We start from the raw sequence: 15614 nt of genomic DNA, 5'->3' as shown, positions 1-15614 counted from the left end.
AATATCTAGTAAATAGAACAGATTGCTAGAAACGGAGGGTTCTCATGTACGCTAAAGGACACGCTGCCTCTCAACATCTTCGGGAAAATGCTAGTATTTATGTCTTTACTAGCTTGTTATTTTTAATAGGAATTGTTTTTGGAGCTGTCATTGTTAATAGTATGAATGTGATCCAGAAGCAGGACTTATTCTTTTATCTAGATCAGTTTTTTGAACAAATGATGGGCGGAACGGTAAGTGATGCTGTGAGTCTGTTGAAGAGCAGTTTCTTTTATCATATGAAATATTTACTTTTAATCTTTATCTTAGGGATGTCCGTTATTGGAATGCCTATCATATGGATTTTGCTATTTATGAAAGGGATTGTCGTTGGTTTCTCAGTAGGGTTTCTGGTGAATCAAATGGGTTGGAAAGGTCTGTTTATGGCAGCAGCCTCTATTGCTCCGCAGAACCTCATAATTATACCTGTTTACATCATGGCAGGTAGCATAGCGATGATTTTTTCATTTACTTTACTTCAAAAACTAATGGCTAAGAAAGGGCATCAACCTCTACTGCCCCCTTTCATGAAATATAGTGCTTTATTTGTCATATTATTTGCTGTATTAAGTGTGGCGTCCATTATTGAATCGTACGTATCTCCGGGGGCGTTAAAAGCTGTGGTTGAGTTTATTTATGGATCATAATATTTTTAGGTGATAATCATTATAAATAATAGATTGTAATGAATATAATTTGACACTTTCTCTATATCTGCTTATAATGAAAGATGGATATACGAGGGAGGGACCAGTCATGGAACAACGCATAGAGAAAATTAAAAAACAGCTCCATTCCCAGAGCTACAAGCTAACGCCACAGCGAGAAGCAACCGTTCGCGTTTTGCTCGAACATGAAGAGGATCATTTGAGTGCAGAAGACGTTTACCTCCTCGTAAAAGAAAAAGCACCTGAAATAGGGCTTGCTACCGTTTATCGTACATTAGAATTACTATCTGAATTAAAGATCGTCGATAAAATCAACTTTGGAGATGGAGTGTCTCGCTACGATTTACGAAAAGAAGGAGCAGAACATTTTCATCATCACTTAGTTTGTGTGGAATGTGGTGCTGTTGAAGAAATTGAAGAAGATCTATTAATTGATGTGGAAAAGCAGGTGGAAAGTGATTGGGGCTTCCAAGTGAAAGATCACAGGCTTACATTTCACGGCATCTGCAAAAAATGCCAGGTCGTTACAGTAAAATCATAACGCGAAAATGCCTTTTTTCCAGTCGGAAGAAAGGTTTTTATTTTGTTAGATTTCTTGATTACCAAGTTTTGTTAAGGATAAGAGAAAAGAGGGTTTCTCAAGCTTGATGTATGCTTGAGAATGAACATGCTCCGTTTTTTTAGAAAACCATGATAATCCGTTCATATCTATTTACAAATGATAAGAAATCGGTTACTTTTATCATGTGTTTCTCTTTTAAACTTTTTCGTATATTTTAGAGAAATTCTGGCATATCTTGTACTAAAGGACATAAGCACTAAAGGAGATGTGCGGATGCATTTAGTACAGTTAATTAAGGATACAATAAAAATCTTTGTGATTTTTACAGCCTGTACCTTGTTATTTTATTTTGGTTTACGGATGATGAATGAGGAATACGAACAAATTCATCGGTACGATGAACCGGAGGGGAAAGCTGTTAAAGTATTTCAATGGGAAGAAGAACAAATTATAGACCGATTATCGATCTTTTTCCGGTTAGGAGAGTAATGGGTCATGGAAAACGAAAAGAAAGATTTTCTTCATTATCTACAAATTGAGCGAGGACTGTCTCGTAACACCCTTATGTCTTACGAAAGAGACCTTACTCAATATGTTACTTTTTTAAAAAATAAAACAGCTCTTTCGGATGTTCGTAAGATTGCTCGTACGCACATTATGCAATACTTACATCATCTAAATGATTTAAATCGTTCTCAATCTACCATTGCTCGCACACTTTCATCGATTAGGGCTTTCCATCAATTTCTTATCCGAGAACAAATCACTCAAGCGGATCCGAGCTTACATATCGAAACGCCTAAGAAAGAAAGAAAGCTTCCTAAGACCTTATCTATGAAAGATGTAGAAGCCTTATTGTCAATGAGAGCAGATGATGCCCTGTCAATTCGAAATAAAGCTATGTTAGAGATGCTCTATGCTACAGGTCTACGAGTTACAGAACTTGTGTCCTTAAAAGTAAGCGACCTTCATTTGACTATGGGGTTTGTGCGCTGTCTTGGTAAAGGTTCAAAAGAGCGCATTATCCCTCTAGGAAACATGGCTAAAAAGTCAATTGAAATCTATCTATCTAGTTCAAGGTCTGAGCTAGTAAAGCAAAACCAAACAGATGAATTGTTCGTCAACCACCATGGGCGACCATTATCAAGACAAGGGTTTTGGAAGATATTGAAAGCGGTTGCGAAGGAAGTGGGAGTCGAAAAAGAGATTACACCTCACACATTGCGTCATTCATTCGCGACACACCTATTAGAAAATGGGGCTGACCTCAGGGCTGTACAAGAAATGCTTGGACATGCTGACATCTCTACCACACAGATATACACACATGTTTCAAAAGCAAGGTTAACAGACATTTATCGCTCTTATCACCCAAGAGCGTAATTTTTTCCAAAAAAATGATGTCTGACATCATACCACCCCTATTGTACTGCATAGATCCGTGCAATAAGGGAATGTAAACATTATAGGAGGGATCGAAGTTATGGAACAATATAAACGTGTATTTTTAATTGTATTAGACTCAGTTGGGATTGGAGAAGCACCTGATGCAGAACAATTTAATGACAAAGGTGCAGATACTTTAGGCCATATCGCTGAGCATATGAAAGGCCTGAGCATGCCGAATATGGGGGGGCTTGGTCTTAGTAATATTCGACCACTTCAAGGTATTGAACCGGCTGAAAAACCAATGGCTCATTACACGAAGATGCAGGAAGCATCTAATGGGAAAGATACGATGACGGGTCATTGGGAAATCATGGGCCTTTACATTGATACACCATTCCGTACATTTGAAGAATTTCCGAAAGAATTGATTAATGAGATTGAAGAAAGAAGCGGACGTAAGGTCATTGGTAATAAACCGGCTTCTGGAACTGCTATTTTAGACGAACTTGGTCCTGAACATTTGGAAACGGGAGCCTTAATTGTTTATACATCTGCTGATTCTGTTATTCAGATTGCAGCTCACGAAGAAGTTGTACCAGTTGATGAGTTGTACGAAATCTGTGAAATGGTTCGTGAATTAACGAAAGACGAAAAGTATATGATTGGACGTGTCATTGCTCGTCCGTTTGTAGGTAAAGAAGGAAACTTTGAAAGAACATCTAACCGCCATGATTACGCATTAAAACCATTTGGTCGCACAGTCATGAATGAGTTGAAAGATGAGAACTATGATGTCATTGCCCTTGGTAAGATCTCAGACATCTATGATGGAGAAGGGGTAACCGAAGAGATTCGTACTAAAGATAACATGGATGGTATGGACAAACTCGTTCAATCTATGGATAAAGACTTTACAGGTCTTAATTTCTTAAATCTTGTGGATTTCGACGCAAAATATGGACACCGCCGCGACCCTCAAGGTTATGGTGAAGCATTAGAAGCTTTTGACCAACGTCTGCCGGAAGTATTAGATAAACTGAACGAAGATGATTTATTAATGATTACAGCAGACCACGGAAATGATCCCATTCACCATGGCACAGATCACACACGTGAACTTGTTCCGCTACTTGTTTACAATAAACAATTTAATGAAGGAAAAGAGCTACCACTTCGTGAAACATTCTCTGATATTGGTGCAACAGTTGCAGAGAACTTTAATATTAAAATGCCTGAATATGGCAAGAGTTTTTTGAAAGACTTAAAGTAAGGGGAGGACATAAGCATGAACGCAGCACAAACAAAAGAAGCAGCACAATTTATTAACGAACAATTATCAAACCAACCAACTTTAGGCATGATCCTAGGTTCAGGGCTAGGAGTATTAGCAGATGAAATTGAAAATGCCGTTACAATTCCTTATAGTGAGATTCCTCATTTCCCCCAATCGACTGTCGCAGGTCACAAGGGACAACTAGTGATTGGTCAACTAGAAGGTAAACAAGTGATCGCTATGCAGGGGCGTTTCCATTACTATGAAGGCTATAATATGAAGCAAGTCACTTTCCCAGTTCGCGTTATGAAAGAACTTGGAGTTAAGTCTTTATTTGTAACAAATGCTGCTGGTGGTATTAATGAAAGCTTTAAGCCAGGGGACCTTATGATTATTACTGACCACATTAACAATATGGGAGATAACCCTCTGATTGGTAAGAATGATGACGAACTTGGCGCTCGTTTCCCTGATATGTCGAAAGCCTATGATGTAGAGCTTACGAATCATGCTAAAGCTTGTGCTGATCGTCTTGGGCTTAAGGTACAAGAGGGCGTCTATGTGGGGAACACAGGTCCATCCTATGAAACCGGCGCAGAGGTTCGTATGCTACGTACTATGGGTGGAGATGCTGTTGGCATGTCCACTGTACCAGAAGTCATTGTAGCGAATCATGCCGGAATGAATGTACTCGGAATCTCTTGTATTTCTAATATGGCAGCGGGCATTTTAGATCAACCTCTAACACACGATGAAGTTATTGAAACTACACAACAAGTAAGAGAAGACTTTTTAAACTTCGTAAAAGAAATTACAAAATCACTTTAAAAGTGTCATGAATACAGGGGGAATTGAAACATGAGAATGTATGATATTATTACTAAAAAACGAGATGGAAAAGCGTTAACACCAGAAGAAATCACATTTTTTATTGAAGGATATACCAATGGTGACATTCCGGACTACCAGGCAAGTGCTTTATGCATGGCTATCTTCTTCCAAGATATGAATGATGAGGAACGTGCCAACCTAACGATGGAAATGGTGAAGAGTGGAGATACCATTGATCTATCTGCTATTGAAGGCATTAAAGTAGATAAGCACTCTACAGGTGGTGTGGGTGATACAACGACACTCATTCTAGGACCACTTGTTGCCTCATTAGATGTACCTGTAGCTAAGATGAGTGGACGAGGACTTGGACATACCGGCGGTACAATTGACAAACTAGAAGCTGTGCCAGGTTTTCATGTGGAAATTGATAAGAGCGAGTTCATTGAACTTGTCAACAAAAATAAAGTATCTGTTATCGGACAAACAGGTAATTTAACACCAGCTGATAAGAAGCTTTATGGTCTTCGCGATGTAACAGCAACCGTTAACTCGATCCCTCTTATCGCAAGTTCCATTATGAGTAAGAAGATCGCTGCTGGTGCAGACGCGATCGTATTAGATGTTAAAACGGGCGCCGGTGCTTTCATGAAGACGTTTGAAGACTCAAAAGCCTTAGCTGAAGCGATGGTGGCAATCGGAAATCGTGTAGGTCGAAACACAATGGCAGTTATTTCTGATATGAGCCAGCCTCTCGGTCGTGCAATCGGAAATGCTTTAGAAGTTCAAGAAGCTATTGATACTCTTAAAGGCCATGGTCCGGAAGATCTGACTGAACTTTGTTTAACCCTTGGTAGCCAAATGGTGGTATTAGCAGGTAAAGCGGATTCTCTAGATGAAGCACGTGAGAAACTTCAAGAGAATATGAATAACGGCAAAGCCCTTGAGAAATTTGCTACTTTCCTTCAATCTCAAGGTGGCGATTCTCGTGTCGTAGAAGATCCTAGCGTAATGGAAGAGGCTACTTATAAAGTAGAGCTTGAAGCGAAGGAATCTGGATATGTAGAAGAAATTGTTGCCGATGAGCTAGGGACCGCGGCTATGATGCTTGGAGCTGGCCGTGCCACGAAAGAATCTGTCATTGATCTTGCGGTAGGCCTTTACTTAAATAAAAAGGTCGGAGACTATGTAGAAGCAGGTGAATCCCTTCTTACGATCCATGCTAATCAAGAGGATATTGAAGATGTGAAGCAAAAACTATATGAGAACATCACCATCTCATCAAATAAAGTTGACGCTCCCACTCTTGTCCACGATATGGTAACAGAGAAGTAAAAAATTATGAAAAGCCCACTGCTGAGGGAGTCATCCCTCCGCAGTGGGCTTTTTTGTGCTTTGCTCTAGTAAAGAGAAGAAGGGTGTCTGACACCATTTAGTTCTTTACTGGGGTAAAGCTTTATTTTTTTGGTTTTCTTGTTATATATTTTCTTGCCTTGGAAAAAATAGCTAACATAAAGATTGGAGGGACCTCTATGAAAAAAATAGGTGTCTGGTTCATGTTGATGACAATGATAATGACAATGTTTGCACCTGCCTCTTATGCGAAAGAAGAGTCAGGTCCTGAGTTAGTAGAAAGTGCGAAGTCCGCTATTCTGTTGGAGCGAGATACAGGCGAGATCCTTTATGAGAAGAACTCTGAGGAGTCACTTCCACCAGCTAGTATGACGAAGATTATGACAATGATCCTTGTAATGGAAGCTCTTGATGAAGGGAAGCTAAAGCTTAATGAGAAAGTCCGTGCGAGTGAATATGCTGCTTCCATGGGAGGATCTCAAATTTTCTTAGAGCCTGGGGAAGAAATGACCGTTGAGGAGCTCTTAAAAGGGGTGGCGGTGGCCTCTGGAAATGATGCCTCTGTAGCATTAGCAGAACGAATTGCTGGAAGTGAATCCGCATTTGTTAAACAAATGAATCAAAAAGTAAAAGAACTAGGACTTAAACATACGAAATTCCAAAACACCACTGGTTTACCAGCTAAAGACCATTACAGTACAGCACATGATATGGCAGTAATGGCAAAAGAATTACTTAAGCACGAAGGGATTACGAAGTACACAAGCATTTACGAAGATTATTTACGTAAAGGAACCGATAATGAGTTTTGGCTAGTAAATACAAATAAACTTGTAAAGTTTTATAACGGTGTGGATGGCCTTAAGACAGGTTTTACAAGAGAAGCCATGTACTGCTTAACAGCAACTGCTAAAAAGGACGATATGAGGGTTATTGCAGTGGTAATGGGAGCAGAAACACCAAAGGACCGGAATTCGGATGTTTCAGCTATGCTTGATTATGCCTTTAACCATTACGAAACAGAATCCCTATATAAACGCCATCAGGCAGTAGATCAGTTGACAAATATACGGGCGGCTAAAACGACAGTGGATGTAGTGACAAGTGAATCCGTCAGTGTATTAAAGAAAAAGGGCCAAAAGATTGAAAATGTTGAGAAGAACCTGGTCTATAAAAAAGATCTAACACTACCGATTCAAAAAGGTGATACCGTTGGAACGCTTACCATTACAAGCAATGGAAAGCCACTCTCTAAAACAGATATTGTGGTAAATGAAACGGTCGAAGAAGCCGGAATATGGACGCTATTTAAACGATCCATGAGCGAGATGGTGAAACAGCGCTAAATTTAAGACCTTTACTCGAAATGCGACTAGTTTTGTCAGGGTGCAGGAAATAGGCATAAAAAAGAAGAAAGACTCATTAACCCATTAACAAGGAGGAAACCCCAGTGAGTCTTTCAGTTCACTTTGAAACAAAACAGCACGTTTTATTGGTTCGCCTGTCTGGCGAACTTGATCATCATGAAGCAGAGAATTTACGTAATGACTGGCAGGACATTTTATCGCGGCAGAACCTGAAGCATGTGATTCTAAATTTAGAATCGTTAAGCTTTATGGATAGTTCAGGACTAGGCGTGATTCTAGGTAGATATAAAGAAGTCAAGCAACAGGGAGGAGAAATGGTGGTTTGTTCCATTTCACCTGCTGTACAAAGGTTATTTGAAATGTCAGGGTTATTCAAAATTATTCGTTTAGAAGAAAACGAGGCGTTTGCACTTGAAACGTTGGGGGTGGCTTCCTAATGAAGAATGAAATGCATATCCAATTCTCGGCCTTAAGTGAAAATGAATCCTTTGCACGTGTTACCGTAGCAGCTTTTATTACACAACTAGACCCTACAATGGATGAACTCACTGAAATTAAAACGGTAGTGTCAGAAGCAGTGACCAACGCCATTATCCATGGTTATGATGGCTATCCAGAAGGACTTGTCCATATTGACTGTGAGATTGCTGAAGGAACCGTTTCGATCTCCATTTGGGATGAGGGTATGGGAATTGAAAACGTAGATGAAGCTAAACAGCCTTTATATACATCAAAGCCAGAGTTAGAGCGATCTGGAATGGGCTTTACCATCATGGAGAACTTTATGGATGAAGTGGATATCACATCAATTCCCGGGGAAGGCACGACAGTTCGATTAGTCAAACACCTAAAAAAAAGCAAAACCTTATGTAATTAAGGGGTCATGCGTATGGATGTGGAACTAAAACAAAACAAAAAACAAGAGCAACTTTCTGATCAACAAGTCAAAGCGTATATTGAATTAAGTCAACAAGGTGATCAAGAGTCACGGAATATCCTTGTTGAAAAGAATATGCGATTAGTTTGGTCCGTTGTACAGCGGTTTCTAAATCGGGGTTATGATCCTGATGACTTATTTCAGATTGGTTGTATTGGTTTATTAAAGTCGGTAGATAAGTTTGATCTTTCCTATGATGTGAAGTTTTCCACTTATGCTGTTCCTATGATTATCGGTGAAATTCAAAGGTTTATACGAGATGATGGTAGTGTTAAGGTCAGCCGTAGTCTCAAGGAAACTGGAAATAAGATTCGTAAGAAAAAAGATGAACTTACCAAAGTATATGGCCGTGCCCCAACTGTTCAAGAACTTGCGAAAGAATTAGATATTTCAGCAGAAGATGTTGTTTTAGCCCAAGAAGCTTCCAAAGCGCCACACTCGATTCATGAAACCGTTTATGAAAATGACGGTGACCCAATCACTCTTTTGGACCAAATCGCTGATCAAGATACAAAGTGGTTTGACAAAATGGCATTAGAAGAAGCAATTCGGTCCTTAGATGAGAGAGAACGTCTCATTATATACTTACGGTATTTTAAAGATCAAACGCAGTCTGACGTAGCAGATAGGCTGGGTATATCACAAGTTCAAGTATCTCGACTTGAGAAAAAAATTCTGGCCTTCATCAAAAATCAGATGAACGAGTAAAAAGGTGTCTCCTCAATATGAGGAGGCACCTTTTTTATGGAAAGTATTTTACAAAAGATGTAAACGCATGATTCGAGGACATGAAACTCATACTATTTATAAACATTTCTTGTTGAGGAGGATGCGAGATGAGCGAGGTCGTTTATATAAGAATGAAGCAAAAAATAAACGGATATCGTCATCAAGTTATTTATTTGTCTGATATTGCGCTCATTTCTGCAAGTACGCGGTTGACAGAGAAATTAAATAACGTCGTCATCCATACCGTTTCAACACAAGATAAAAACATTGTCATTATTGACGTATTTCGTGTGATTTATGAACTTAGTCAAACGTTTAAAGAGCTTGAGTTTCAACCGATGGGGCCTAATCAAACCATCGTCATGATTCCTTCTAAGCGAAAAAAACCTGCGCTACTCTATGTCGTTCTCATCTGGCTTTTACTATTTATAGGAGCTGGTATGGCTATTATGAACTTTCACTTCGATGTCAGTATGGAAGAAGTCCATCAGCACTTGCATTTCTTATTGACAGGGGAACGCATAAAACATCCGCTCTGGCTGCAAGTCCCTTATTCCATTGGTTTAGGGATCGGCATGATTTTATTCTTTAACCACTTATTTAAGAAACGAATTAATGAAGAGCCAAGTCCTCTTGAAATAGAAATGCACAAATACCAGCAAGACTTGGACCAGTACGTTTCTTATCATGAGAACCAAATCAATCAGGATCATAAGAAACATGATTCCACTGATTGAACTATTTGTTGGCCTTGCTGGTGGGCTGGCTGTAGGAGCAGGTTTTGTTGCATTTTTAACAGTGCTTGGTATTATACCGAGACTTATACAATTGAGTAAGAGTGCTATCTATACAAAATGGTATGAAGGAAGCGTTGTATTGGGGGTCTTATCAGGCACATTTTTATCATTTAATGATAGTCCCTTTGGATTTCCAACATTCTTGAGTTCTATATGGGGATTGTTCCATGGGATCTTCATAGGAATGCTGGCGGCAGCACTGACAGAAGTATTAAATGTCTTTCCGATTCTGGCGAGGCGTATTGGAGTAGAACGAAGTCTTTTGTGGTTTCTTATGGCTATTGTTTTAGGGAAAATTACAGGATCATTATTTCAATGGACGATTTTTGTTAAATAAATGAGGTGACCAAAATGAGTGAGAAATTTAATCAACAGCAATACAACAACACGATCAAGGAATACCAGCCAAAGCCAGCGTTATTCAGTAATTGTTTGAAGGCTTTTTTAGTTGGGGGTCTGATTTGTGCATTTGGCCAAGTTCTTACGGAGCTTTATATGAACGTGATGGATGTTTCTGAAAAGGATGCAGGAAACTATACGGTTACAACGCTAATCCTTATTGCATCCCTCCTTACCGGATTTGGTATTTATGATAAGATTGGGCAATTTGCAGGTGCAGGATCCGCTGTACCAGTAACAGGGTTTGCTAATTCGATAACAAGTGCTGCGCTTGAACATAAAAGTGAAGGAATTGTGCTTGGGATTGCAACAAACTTATTTAAATTAGCAGGGTCTGTCATTGTGTTTGGAGTGGTAGCAGCCTATGTTGTAGGGATTGTGCGTTACGTATTTAAACTCATTCTATAGGAGGTGACCTTCATGCGAAAGCAAGGGAAACAATCTTGGGTATATGAAAACCCCATTTATATTAATGCTACGGGTACAGCTGTCGGTCCGAGGGAAGCAAAAGGACCTTTAGCCGGTACTTTTGATAAGAGTTTTGAGAATCTTCATTGTGATGAGGGCAATTGGGAGTTAGCTGAACGAAAACTAATGGAAACAGCCGTACAGTCTTGTCTCAACAAAGGCGAGCTTACGAAGGAACAGGTTGATCTGTTCTTAGCAGGTGATTTGTTAAATCAGAATGTTACCTCTAACTATCTAGCCCGTTCTTTATCCATTCCATTTCTTTGTATGTTCGGTGCTTGTTCAACTTCAATGGAAACGTTAGCTGTAGGAAGTGCTCTTGTAGACGGTGGATTTGCTAATCATGTTGTGGCTGCTGTGAGTAGTCATAATGCAACAGCTGAAAGACAGTTTCGCTATCCAACGGAGTATGGAGGCCAAAAACCAAAGACAGCTACCTCTACAGTAACTGGTGCAGGTGCTGCTCTTGTGAGTAAGAAAAAGTCAAGCATTCGTGTTGAAGCGGCTACTATTGGTAAAGTAATGGATTATGGAGCTAAAGACCCGTTCGATATGGGATCGGCTATGGCTCCTGCGGCTTATGACACCATTAAGACACACTTTGAAGATATGGGCAGACTACCGACGGATTATGACTTGATTGTAACAGGAGACCTATCAGGTGTTGGAAGTCCAATTGTAAAGGACATGTTAAAAGAAGATGGGTACAATATGGAACAAGTTCATAACGATTGTGGACTCATGATTTACAACAGCGATCAGGAAGTTTTTGCTGGAGGAAGTGGTTGTGCATGCTCAGCCGTTGTGACATATGGCCATTTAATTCAGGCACTTGAAAAAGGAAAATATAAGCGCATATTAGTTGTAGCAACTGGAGCCCTAATGAGTCCTACCATGGTTCAACAAAAGGAATCGATTCCAACAATAGCTCACGGCGTCGTATTAATGCGAGAGGAGGAACAATAATGGATTATGTGTGGGCGTTTGTAGTAGGAGGGGCCATTTGTGTTATTGGTCAAATCTTATTAGATGTATTTAAATTAACCCCAGCGCACGTTATGGCTTCCTTTGTAGTATCTGGTGCTGTTCTCGATGGTTTTAATATATACGATAAACTAATTGAATTTGCAGGAGCGGGGGCTACCGTACCGATTACGAGCTTTGGTCATTCCTTGTTACATGGAGCTATGGAACAAGCAGATAAGAATGGGCTGCTTGGTATTGGAATTGGGATCTTTCATTTAACATCCGTTGGAATCGCATCAGCCATTTTGTTTGGCTTCCTTGTCGCCCTTGTATTCAAACCGAAAGGATAGATGCATATGCTTTCAAAACAAGTCATTGTCATTACAGACGGAGATGAATATGCCAGGAACGCTATAGATTATTTGGCAAGAGAAATCGGAGGAACTTCTCTTGCTGAATATTCCGCTAATCCGACGACAGCGTCTTCTGGGGAAATTATTAAAGCGGTTAATAGAGCCAAGGCTGAACCCGTTTATGTTTTATTAGATGACGCAGGAATCCAAGGGGTTGGGCCAGGGGAGCGAGTGTTATTAGATTTAGCCAAGGAGCCTTCGATTGATATTATCGGAGCGATAGCAGTAGCTTCTCATACTCGTTTCCGTGAGTGGTCAAGATTTACATTCGCTATCGATCGGAAAGGGGAAATTGTTGCAGAAGGGGTCGACAAAGAAGGGGAAAGAGAAATGGAAATTGGTCGAATTAGTGGGGATACGGTCTATTCCCTTGATGAATTGGATATTCCTACTGTAGTTGCCATTGGAGATATCGGTAAAATGTATGGCCAAGACGACTTAAAAAAGGGAGTGCCAATAACAAGGAAGGCGATTGAACTGATTTTGGAAAGGGCTGATAAAAATGAAAAAGGGGAGTAGTCAACCGATCTCTTCCAAAATAAAAGAAAATGAGCAATTTCTTAAAGATCGCGTCGGGGTAGGAGTATCATTTGATCTAGGTTTTAGAAAGATTAAAGTATTTGAAAAAGACATTGATATTTACTACTTAACAGGCATGTGTGATACTCAATACATTATTGAACTAATGAAGAAGTTAATTGAGATCAATGATGTTGAACGACATAATAAATCTAAATTATTCTCCATTGTAGAGAATCGATTAGTCCATCAACAAGTGTCAAAAGTAAAAGATCTAGGTGAAGCAACAACCCAGCTGCTGTCAGGATTAATTATCGTATTTATTGATGGATATAGTGAAGCGTTTATAGTAGATGTCCGTATGTACCCTGGACGAACACCTAGTGAGCCTGACACAGAAAAGGTTGTCCGAGGTTCACGGGATGGGTATACAGAGAATATCATCGAGAATACATCACTAACACGCCGACGGGTGAGAGATGAGCGGCTTCGCCACGAAATCTTTCAGGTTGGCGAACGCTCCAAGACCGACGTTTGTATTTCATACTTACAAGATGTTGCTGATCAAGGTTTAATTAAACTTATTAAAGAGGAAATTCAAAGCATTGATATAGATGGGTTATCGATGGCGGATAAAACTGTTGAAGAGTATTTGGTAAGCCAGGGGAAAAATCCTTTCCCGCTTGTACGCTATACAGAAAGACCTGACGTAGCATCTGCTCATTTGTTTGAGGGCCACGTGTTAATTATGGTGGATACATCACCAAGTATGATTATCACACCTACAACATTTTTTCATCATGTGCAACATGCAGAGGAATACCGTCAAGCTCCCATCGTAGGATCATTCGTTCGCTGGATTCGTTATTTGGGAATCTTTATGTCTGTATTCTTATTACCTTTTTGGCTACTCATGGTCGATGATCCAACGTTATTGCCCCAATCGTTAAAGTTTATAGGTCCACACGATGAGAGTAACATCCCTGTATTTGCTCAGTTGTTAATCGCAGATATAGGAATTGAATTTTTGAGGATTGCAGCGATTCACACGCCGACCCCGCTCTCGACGGCAATGGGTCTAATTGCTGCTGTATTGATTGGACAAATTGCCATTGACGTAGGATTGTTTATCCCTGAAGTTATCTTATATGTTTCGATGAGTGCTATTGGCTCATTTGCTACACCTAGTTATGAGCTTAGTGTGGCAAATAAGATCAGTCGAATCACATTATTGTTAATCACAGCTCTATTTGGTATTAAAGGATTTGTTATCGGATTTACCCTCTATGTACTGTTGTTAACAAGAACGAACTCTTTAAATACCCCGTATTTTTGGCCGTTTTTACCGTTTAACTTTGGAGCGCTCATGCAAATCCTTTTCCGTGTAGCTGTTCCTTTAGCGAAGAATCGTCCAAGTATCGTCAAGCCTCAAAACGATTATCGTCAGTCGTAGTTGTTTATTGAATAACAACTTATGATGTGGTAAATTTATTTTAATCTTCTAACGAATGAAAGAAGGCAGCATCATTCTGTCTTCTTTTTCATGGTTTGACGTAGAACGGGAGTGACTTAAATGGAACAGGAAATGAATGAACCCGGACACTTAATGATCGGCGGTGTGGATGCGGTTGAACTTGCTTCAACCTATGGTACACCTTTATTTGTATATGATGTAAATCAAATTAGACGAAATGCTCGGAACTTTGTGGATACCTTCAAGGAGTTAGGAGTTGAAGCTCAGGTCGCGTATGCTTCAAAAGCATTTTCCTCCATAGCCATGCTTCAAGTGGCGAAAGATGAAGGACTTAGTCTAGATGTGGTTTCGCAAGGAGAATTATACACAGCATTAGAAGCATCGTTTCCTCCAGAACGCATTCATTTACATGGAAATAACAAGAGCATTCAGGAATTAGAAATGGCAATCGATCAACAAATCGGTTGCATTGTAATCGACAACTTCTTTGAAATGGAGCTATTACAAGGTTTGTTGGCTGAAAGAAATGCTTCTATGGATGTATTGCTCCGCGTGACTCCAGGAATCGAGGCGCATACACATGATTATATTCTTACTGGGCAAGAAGATTCAAAATTTGGATTTGACTTATGGAACGGTCAAGCTGACAAAGCGGTTCAGTATCTTCTGAAAGATCAAGAACATATGAGCTTAAAAGGGCTACACTGCCATATAGGTTCGCAAATCTTCGAGACAGATGGCTTTATTATGGCTATTAGAAAATTATATGAAGCCTTAGGTGCCTGGAAAGAAACGTATGGCTTTCATCCGGAAGTTCTTAATTTAGGTGGTGGATTCGGCATTAAGTACACAGATTCCGATGAGCCACTCCCATTATCTCATTATGTACATAGATTAGTTAAAGAGGTAAAAGTCCAAGTAGATTCCTATAATTTCACTTTTCCTGAGATTTGGATTGAACCAGGTCGAGCAATAGTTGGTGATGCTGGAGTTACTTTGTATACAATTGGGTCAATAAAGAATATCCCAAATGTACGGACGTATGTGGCTGTCGATGGGGGAATGACCGACAATTTACGACCGGCTCTGTATTCTGCTAAATATGAAGCAGTGGTAGCAAATAAGGTCAATCAAGAGAAACAAACAACGGTTTCTATTGCAGGGAAGTGCTGTGAGTCTGGAGATATGTTAATATGGGATATAGATGTTCCTATAGTGGAGAGTGGAGACCTGCTAGCTACATTTAGCACGGGAGCTTATGGGTATTCCATGAGTAACCATTACAATCGATTTCCTAAATCGGCTGTTGTTTTTGTAGAGGATGGTCATCATCAATTGGTTATTAAACGAGAATCTTATCAGGAAATGACCCGGTTAGATTTGCCATACACTCCCCCCGAAAACGTCTAAAAAACGAAAACATAGAGTAA

Annotated in this window: 19 protein-coding genes; all 19 read left to right on the top strand. The window is 39.8% G+C overall.

Going from position 1 to position 15614, the window contains the following annotated elements; all coding sequences use genetic code 11:
* Positions 1 to 44: 44 nt before the first annotated feature.
* Positions 45 to 686 (top strand): stage II sporulation protein M, encoded by a 642-nt coding sequence (gene spoIIM / locus QNI29_RS11950; protein WP_231416741.1) that lies wholly within the window; start codon positions 45 to 47, stop codon positions 684 to 686.
* Between the two features lie 109 nt (positions 687 to 795).
* Positions 796 to 1248, top strand: coding sequence for a ferric iron uptake transcriptional regulator (locus QNI29_RS11945; protein WP_188650436.1), 453 nt, complete (start codon positions 796 to 798; stop codon positions 1246 to 1248).
* Between the two features lie 294 nt (positions 1249 to 1542).
* A complete protein-coding gene (locus tag QNI29_RS11940; RefSeq protein WP_231416740.1) occupies positions 1543 to 1758 on the top strand; it encodes a YqzK family protein in 216 nt (71 codons plus the stop codon).
* 6 nt (positions 1759 to 1764) lie between these two features.
* Positions 1765 to 2652, top strand: coding sequence for a site-specific tyrosine recombinase XerD (gene xerD, locus QNI29_RS11935; RefSeq protein ID WP_231416739.1), 888 nt, complete (start codon positions 1765 to 1767; stop codon positions 2650 to 2652).
* A 100-nt stretch (positions 2653 to 2752) separates the two neighbouring features.
* Positions 2753 to 3928 carry a phosphopentomutase gene (gene deoB, locus QNI29_RS11930; RefSeq protein ID WP_231416738.1) on the top strand — a complete coding sequence of 392 codons (1176 nt, stop codon included), beginning with the start codon at positions 2753 to 2755 and terminating at the stop codon, positions 3926 to 3928.
* Positions 3929 to 3943: 15 nt separating this feature from the next.
* Positions 3944 to 4759 carry a purine-nucleoside phosphorylase gene (locus QNI29_RS11925; RefSeq protein ID WP_231416737.1) on the top strand — a complete coding sequence of 272 codons (816 nt, stop codon included), beginning with the start codon at positions 3944 to 3946 and terminating at the stop codon, positions 4757 to 4759.
* Positions 4760 to 4789: 30 nt separating this feature from the next.
* Positions 4790 to 6097 (top strand): pyrimidine-nucleoside phosphorylase, encoded by a 1308-nt coding sequence (locus tag QNI29_RS11920; protein ID WP_231416736.1) that lies wholly within the window; start codon positions 4790 to 4792, stop codon positions 6095 to 6097.
* Positions 6098 to 6294: 197 nt separating this feature from the next.
* Positions 6295 to 7461, top strand: coding sequence for a D-alanyl-D-alanine carboxypeptidase family protein (locus tag QNI29_RS11915; RefSeq protein ID WP_231416735.1), 1167 nt, complete (start codon positions 6295 to 6297; stop codon positions 7459 to 7461).
* A 104-nt stretch (positions 7462 to 7565) separates the two neighbouring features.
* Complete coding sequence (spoIIAA, locus tag QNI29_RS11910) at positions 7566 to 7919, top strand: anti-sigma F factor antagonist (protein WP_231416734.1); 354 nt, start codon at positions 7566 to 7568, stop codon at positions 7917 to 7919.
* Entirely contained in the window at positions 7919 to 8359 is a 441-nt protein-coding gene (gene spoIIAB / locus QNI29_RS11905) for an anti-sigma F factor (protein WP_231416733.1), read from the top strand. Before spoIIAA ends, spoIIAB begins: the two co-directional genes overlap by 1 nt.
* Before the next feature lie 12 nt (positions 8360 to 8371).
* A complete protein-coding gene (sigF, locus tag QNI29_RS11900; RefSeq protein ID WP_231416732.1) occupies positions 8372 to 9127 on the top strand; it encodes an RNA polymerase sporulation sigma factor SigF in 756 nt (251 codons plus the stop codon).
* Between the two features lie 128 nt (positions 9128 to 9255).
* Complete coding sequence (locus tag QNI29_RS11895; RefSeq protein ID WP_231416731.1) at positions 9256 to 9885, top strand: stage V sporulation protein AA; 630 nt, start codon at positions 9256 to 9258, stop codon at positions 9883 to 9885.
* Entirely contained in the window at positions 9869 to 10282 is a 414-nt protein-coding gene (locus tag QNI29_RS11890) for a stage V sporulation protein AB (protein ID WP_231416730.1), read from the top strand. The genes QNI29_RS11895 and QNI29_RS11890 overlap by 17 nt, the downstream gene beginning before the upstream one ends.
* Before the next feature lie 14 nt (positions 10283 to 10296).
* On the top strand, positions 10297 to 10752 hold the full coding sequence (spoVAC, locus tag QNI29_RS11885) for a stage V sporulation protein AC (RefSeq protein ID WP_231416729.1): 456 nt from the start codon (positions 10297 to 10299) through the stop codon (positions 10750 to 10752).
* A 12-nt stretch (positions 10753 to 10764) separates the two neighbouring features.
* A complete protein-coding gene (gene spoVAD, locus QNI29_RS11880; protein ID WP_231416728.1) occupies positions 10765 to 11778 on the top strand; it encodes a stage V sporulation protein AD in 1014 nt (337 codons plus the stop codon).
* On the top strand, positions 11778 to 12128 hold the full coding sequence (gene spoVAE / locus QNI29_RS11875) for a stage V sporulation protein AE (protein ID WP_231416727.1): 351 nt from the start codon (positions 11778 to 11780) through the stop codon (positions 12126 to 12128). The genes spoVAD and spoVAE overlap by 1 nt, the downstream gene beginning before the upstream one ends.
* A gap of 6 nt (positions 12129 to 12134) precedes the next feature.
* On the top strand, positions 12135 to 12710 hold the full coding sequence (locus QNI29_RS11870) for a stage V sporulation protein SpoVABEA (protein ID WP_231416726.1): 576 nt from the start codon (positions 12135 to 12137) through the stop codon (positions 12708 to 12710).
* Positions 12694 to 14163 carry a spore germination protein gene (locus QNI29_RS11865; protein WP_231416725.1) on the top strand — a complete coding sequence of 490 codons (1470 nt, stop codon included), beginning with the start codon at positions 12694 to 12696 and terminating at the stop codon, positions 14161 to 14163. The genes QNI29_RS11870 and QNI29_RS11865 overlap by 17 nt, the downstream gene beginning before the upstream one ends.
* Before the next feature lie 120 nt (positions 14164 to 14283).
* Positions 14284 to 15594 carry a diaminopimelate decarboxylase gene (lysA, locus tag QNI29_RS11860; RefSeq protein ID WP_231416724.1) on the top strand — a complete coding sequence of 437 codons (1311 nt, stop codon included), beginning with the start codon at positions 14284 to 14286 and terminating at the stop codon, positions 15592 to 15594.
* The last annotated feature ends 20 nt before the right edge of the window (positions 15595 to 15614 follow it).

The organism is Pontibacillus chungwhensis, assembly GCF_030166655.1.
GTDB lineage: Bacteria > Bacillota > Bacilli > Bacillales > BH030062 > Pontibacillus.
This window is presented reverse-complemented; position numbering and strand designations above follow the sequence as displayed.

Excerpts from the sequence above, each read along its gene's own strand:
- spoIIM (WP_231416741.1), top strand. The coding sequence starts at position 45 with ATGTACGCTAAAGGACACGCTGCCTCTCAACATCTTCGGGAAAATGCT.
- QNI29_RS11945 (WP_188650436.1), top strand. The coding sequence starts at position 796 with ATGGAACAACGCATAGAGAAAATTAAAAAACAGCTCCATTCCCAGAGC.
- QNI29_RS11940 (WP_231416740.1), top strand. The coding sequence starts at position 1,543 with ATGCATTTAGTACAGTTAATTAAGGATACAATAAAAATCTTTGTGATT.
- xerD (WP_231416739.1), top strand. The coding sequence starts at position 1,765 with ATGGAAAACGAAAAGAAAGATTTTCTTCATTATCTACAAATTGAGCGA.
- deoB (WP_231416738.1), top strand. The coding sequence starts at position 2,753 with ATGGAACAATATAAACGTGTATTTTTAATTGTATTAGACTCAGTTGGG.
- QNI29_RS11925 (WP_231416737.1), top strand. The coding sequence starts at position 3,944 with ATGAACGCAGCACAAACAAAAGAAGCAGCACAATTTATTAACGAACAA.
- QNI29_RS11920 (WP_231416736.1), top strand. The coding sequence starts at position 4,790 with ATGAGAATGTATGATATTATTACTAAAAAACGAGATGGAAAAGCGTTA.
- QNI29_RS11915 (WP_231416735.1), top strand. The coding sequence starts at position 6,295 with ATGAAAAAAATAGGTGTCTGGTTCATGTTGATGACAATGATAATGACA.
- spoIIAB (WP_231416733.1), top strand. The coding sequence starts at position 7,919 with ATGAAGAATGAAATGCATATCCAATTCTCGGCCTTAAGTGAAAATGAA.
- sigF (WP_231416732.1), top strand. The coding sequence starts at position 8,372 with ATGGATGTGGAACTAAAACAAAACAAAAAACAAGAGCAACTTTCTGAT.
- QNI29_RS11895 (WP_231416731.1), top strand. The coding sequence starts at position 9,256 with ATGAGCGAGGTCGTTTATATAAGAATGAAGCAAAAAATAAACGGATAT.
- QNI29_RS11890 (WP_231416730.1), top strand. The coding sequence starts at position 9,869 with ATGATTCCACTGATTGAACTATTTGTTGGCCTTGCTGGTGGGCTGGCT.
- spoVAC (WP_231416729.1), top strand. The coding sequence starts at position 10,297 with ATGAGTGAGAAATTTAATCAACAGCAATACAACAACACGATCAAGGAA.
- spoVAD (WP_231416728.1), top strand. The coding sequence starts at position 10,765 with ATGCGAAAGCAAGGGAAACAATCTTGGGTATATGAAAACCCCATTTAT.
- spoVAE (WP_231416727.1), top strand. The coding sequence starts at position 11,778 with ATGGATTATGTGTGGGCGTTTGTAGTAGGAGGGGCCATTTGTGTTATT.
- QNI29_RS11870 (WP_231416726.1), top strand. The coding sequence starts at position 12,135 with ATGCTTTCAAAACAAGTCATTGTCATTACAGACGGAGATGAATATGCC.
- QNI29_RS11865 (WP_231416725.1), top strand. The coding sequence starts at position 12,694 with ATGAAAAAGGGGAGTAGTCAACCGATCTCTTCCAAAATAAAAGAAAAT.
- lysA (WP_231416724.1), top strand. The coding sequence starts at position 14,284 with ATGGAACAGGAAATGAATGAACCCGGACACTTAATGATCGGCGGTGTG.